The 4,059-nt window shown below is 71.7% G+C and carries 3 protein-coding genes; all 3 read right to left on the bottom strand.

Annotated elements, in window-relative coordinates:
• Window positions 1–52: 52 nt before the first annotated feature.
• The 3 genes from RHOFW104R8_RS11080 to RHOFW104R8_RS11070 all read right to left on the bottom strand — a co-directional run bounded on the left by RHOFW104R8_RS11080 (window position 53) and on the right by RHOFW104R8_RS11070 (window position 3,950).
• On the bottom strand, window positions 53–1,246 hold the full coding sequence (locus tag RHOFW104R8_RS11080; protein ID WP_068094823.1) for an acetate/propionate family kinase: 1,194 nt from the start codon (window positions 1,244–1,246) through the stop codon (window positions 53–55).
• Window positions 1,243–2,658 (bottom strand): bifunctional enoyl-CoA hydratase/phosphate acetyltransferase, encoded by a 1,416-nt coding sequence (locus RHOFW104R8_RS11075; RefSeq protein ID WP_068094824.1) that lies wholly within the window; start codon window positions 2,656–2,658, stop codon window positions 1,243–1,245. Before RHOFW104R8_RS11075 ends, RHOFW104R8_RS11080 begins: the two co-directional genes overlap by 4 nt.
• An 86-nt stretch (window positions 2,659–2,744) precedes the next feature.
• A complete protein-coding gene (locus tag RHOFW104R8_RS11070) occupies window positions 2,745–3,950 on the bottom strand; it encodes a cation:proton antiporter (protein WP_068094828.1) in 1,206 nt (401 codons plus the stop codon).
• Window positions 3,951–4,059: the final 109 nt, after the last annotated feature.

The raw sequence follows: 4,059 nt of genomic DNA, 5'->3' as shown, positions 1-4,059 counted from the left end.
CGCCAGCGGGCTCCTACAAAAAGCAGGCGGGAAATTCGAGTCGGGGTGCCGCTCAGCGGTGAATGAGCGTCGCCGCGCCCGTCGCGGCCACCCATTCCTCGTTGGCGGCTTCCACCACCACCTTCACCCGGCTGGATGCGCCGGAGATGACCGGCGCGTGGGCGGCATTCGCGGCCGGGTCGATCGCCACGCCGAGGAAACCCAGGCCGGCGCACACGCGCTCGCGGATCACCGCCTGGTGCTCGCCGATGCCGGCGGTGAAGGCCAGCATGTCCAGCCCGTCCAGAGTGGCCGCCAGCGCGCCCGTTTCGCGCACGATGCTGCGCACGTACAGGGCCAGCGCCTCGCGCACCGGCTCTTCGTCTTCGCGCGGCAGCAGCTCGCGCGGGTCGGAGGACACTCCGGAGACGCCAAGCAGGCCGGACTCGTGGTACAGCATGCGGCCCACGCGCTCCAGCGACAGCTTGCCGATCTCCATCAGGTAGATCACCGCGCCGGGGTCCAGCGCGCCGCAGCGCGTGCCCATCATCAGTCCGTCCAGCGCCGAGAAGCCCATCGTGGTGGCGACGCTTTGCAGGTGGCGCATCGCGCACAGGCTGGCCCCGCTGCCCAGGTGCGCCACGATGGTGCGGCCGCGCGCCGCGTCGCCGTAGCGCTCGCCCAGCACCTGCGCCTGGTACGCGTAGGACAGGCCGTGGAAACCGTAGCGGCGCAAGCCCTGGTCCCACGCCGCGCGCGGCAGCGGCAGCATTTTCTCGACGGTCGGCATGCTCCGGTGGAAGGCGGTGTCGAAGCAGGCCACCTGCGGCAGCTGCGGCAGTTCGTCCAGCAGCGCGCCGATCGCTTCCAGCGCGAACGGCTGGTGCAGCGGCGCCAGCGGGATGTAGCTTTTCAGGTCGGCCAGCACCGCGGCATCGACCCGCACCGGCTCGAAATACTTGCTACCGCCGTGCACCACGCGATGCGCGATCGCCACGATGCGGCGGCCGTGCAGCCGCGCCACGATGCGCCGGCGCAGATAGGCCAGCGCGGCATGGTAGGGGTGCTCGCAGTCCAGCGCCAGCGTCTCGGCCACGGCGCCGCTTTCGCTGAACACCGGAGCGTTGCCGGTGATGCCCTCGACCTTGCCGCTCCACGCGGGTGCGCGCGCCAGCGGCGTCCGGTCCGCGTCGAACAGCGCGAACTTGATGCTGGACGAACCGCAGTTCAGCACCAGGATCAGCGCGTTGCCGTCCCGGTCGTTCATGGCGGACTGTGCCGGTAGTGGTGGGCCACCAGGGCGGCGAGCGCGCACGAGGCGATGCGCGATTCGCGCGAGTCGGCGCGGCTGGTCAGCACGATCGGCACGCGCGCGCCCATCACCACTGCCGCGCTGGCGGCGCCGCCCAGGTATTCCAGCTGCTTGGCCAGCATGTTGCCGCTTTCCAGGTCGGGCGCCAGCAGGATGTCGGCGAGGCCGGCCACGTCGGAGACGATGCCCTTGATCCGCGCGGCGGCGACCGAGATCGCGTTGTCGAACGCCAGCGGCCCGTCCAGCACGGCGCCGGCGATCTGGCCGCGATCGGCCATCTTGCACAGTGCGGCGGCGTCGAGCGTGGTCTGCATGCGCGGGTTGACCGTCTCCACCGCGGCGAGGATCGCCACGCGCGGCACGGCCACGCCCACGATGCGCGCCAGGTCGATCGCGTTGCGCACGATGTCGGCCTTCTCCTCCAGCGTCGGCGCGATGTTGACCGCACCGTCGGTGATGATGAACGGCCGCGGATACGCCGGGCTGTGCATCAGGTAGCAGTGCGAGATGCGCCGCGCCGTGCGCAGGCCGGCGGCGGAAGCCACCACGGCCGCCATCAGCTCGTCGGTGTGCAGGCTGCCCTTCATCAGCGCGTCGACGCGGCTGCCGGCGGCCAGCTCGACCGCGCGCGCGGCGGCGGCATGGCTGTGCGACACGTCCTCGATGGCGATGCCGGCAAGATCGAGCCCGGCCTTGCGCGCCACCTCCGCGAGCTTCGCCTGCGGCGCCACCAGCACCGGTTCGATCAAGCCGGCCGCATGCGCGTCCAGCGCGGCGGCGAGGCTGGTTTCGTCGCAGGGGTGCACCACCGCGACGCGGATCGCGCCCAGCGACACGGCGCGGGCGACCAGCGGATGACCGGCGCTGTCGGACAGGCGCACTTCCGGCAGGCGGGTGCGGGCGTATTCGATGCGCTCGGCGGGGGCGATCGCGTCGACCGTGCCGTCGATCACCAGCACGCCGTGCTGGTTCACGCAGCGGCAGGCGAAGCGGATGCGCCGGGTCGCCGCGTCCCGCGCGATCGCCAGCACCTGCACCGTCAGCGTGTCGCCGATGCGCACCGGTGCGTGGAAGCGCAGCGCCTGCTCGAGGCAGGCGGTGCCGGCGCCGGGCAGGCGCGTGCCCAGCACGGCGGAGATCAGCGCCGCACCCCACATACCATGGCCGATCACGCCATGGAAGCCGGGCGAGGCGACGCAGGCCGGATCCGGCTGCGGCGGATCGCCATCGCCGTAGAGGGTCGTCAGCAGTTGCACGTCCCCGGCGGTCAGCGAGCGCTCGATCGTCGCACTGTCGCCGATGGCGATCTCGTCGAACGTGCGGTTGCGGATCAGCGGCGCGGCGGTGTCGGGCGTGGTCTCGTCCATGCTTCGGTTCCGGTCGGTGTCTGCAGTACCGGCAGCGCCGGTGGAGACAGCGTAGCGCCGTCGGACCCGACGCGTCGAAGCGGCATTCAGCCGCGCACGTCGGGGATCCCGGCCGGGCCGCCGTCGGCGCTGCGCTTCAGCAGCCACGCCAGCAGCGGCGGCGTCACCATCGCGGTGAGCAGCGACATCGCCACGATGATCGCGTAGATGCGGTTGTCGAACACGCCGGCGGCCAGGCCGAGAGTGGCGACCACGATGCCCACCTCGCCGCGCGGCACCATGCCGAAGCCGATGATGGTGGCGCTGCGCCGGCCCAGCGACAGCGAGCCCAACCAGCCGCCGATGAACTTGGAGACGACCGCGATCGCGGTGACCACGGCGAGCATCCACAGCGCCTCGCCGCTGGCCAGCTCGCGCAGGTCGACCTTGCTGCCGGTGACCACGAAGAAGAACGGCGTGAGCAGGGCCAGCAGCGGCTGGGTCTGTTTTTCCAGGGTGTGCTGCTGGCGGGTTTCCGAGGCGATCATGCCGGCGAGGAACGCGCCGATGATCGCGGCCAGGCCGAACCGGGTGGACAGCCAGGCCAGCCCCAGGCACAGCGCCAGTACGATCATCAGCGGCGAATGCGGGCCCAGCGGCTTGTCCAGCCAGGCGGAGTTCCAGCGCATCACCCGCGCGCCGCCCCAGCCGATCACCGCGATGAAGCCGACCGCGCCGGCCAGCACCACCAGCAAGTGCGAGGCGTCGACGCTGCCGCCGCCCTGCAGCGATACCACGATGCCGAGCAGCAGCATGGCGAGGACGTCGTCGATCACCGCGGCGCCCAGGATCACCTTGCTCTCGATGCGCTGCAGTGCGTTCAGCTCCTGCAGCACGCGGGCGGTGATGCCGGCCGAGGTGGCCACGAAGGCGGCCGCCACGAACAGCGAGCGACTCCAGTCGAAGCCGCTGCCGTGGGCCCACATGCTGCCCATGCCGAACGGCACCAGCACGCCGACCACGCCCACCGCGAACGCCACCTTGCCGACCTTCTTCAGGTCCTCCAGCCGCGTTTCCAGGCCCACCGCGAACAGCAGCAGGATCACGCCGATCTCGGCCAGCACGTCGAGCGGGGTGCCGGCGACGACCTGCCCGGGCGCGATCCAGCCCAGCAGGGAAGGGCCGATCGCGCAGCCGGCGGCGATCTCGCCGACCACGCCGGGCAGCTTCAGCCGCTGCGCGATCTCGCTGCCGACCTGGGCAGCGACGAAGACGACGAACAGGGTGAACAGGATGTCGCTGGCGTGGTGCATGCGTCGCGGGTCCGGGCTTGCGGCAAGGACTGCATGCTACATGCAGGCGTCCGCGCCCGCGCCGAGGGCGCGTGCAGTCAGGGCGGCGGCGCGACACCGGCGGGGGGGG

The organism is Rhodanobacter sp. FW104-R8, from assembly GCF_001617365.1.
Taxonomy (GTDB): Bacteria; Pseudomonadota; Gammaproteobacteria; order Xanthomonadales; family Rhodanobacteraceae; genus Rhodanobacter.
This window is presented reverse-complemented; position numbering and strand designations above follow the sequence as displayed.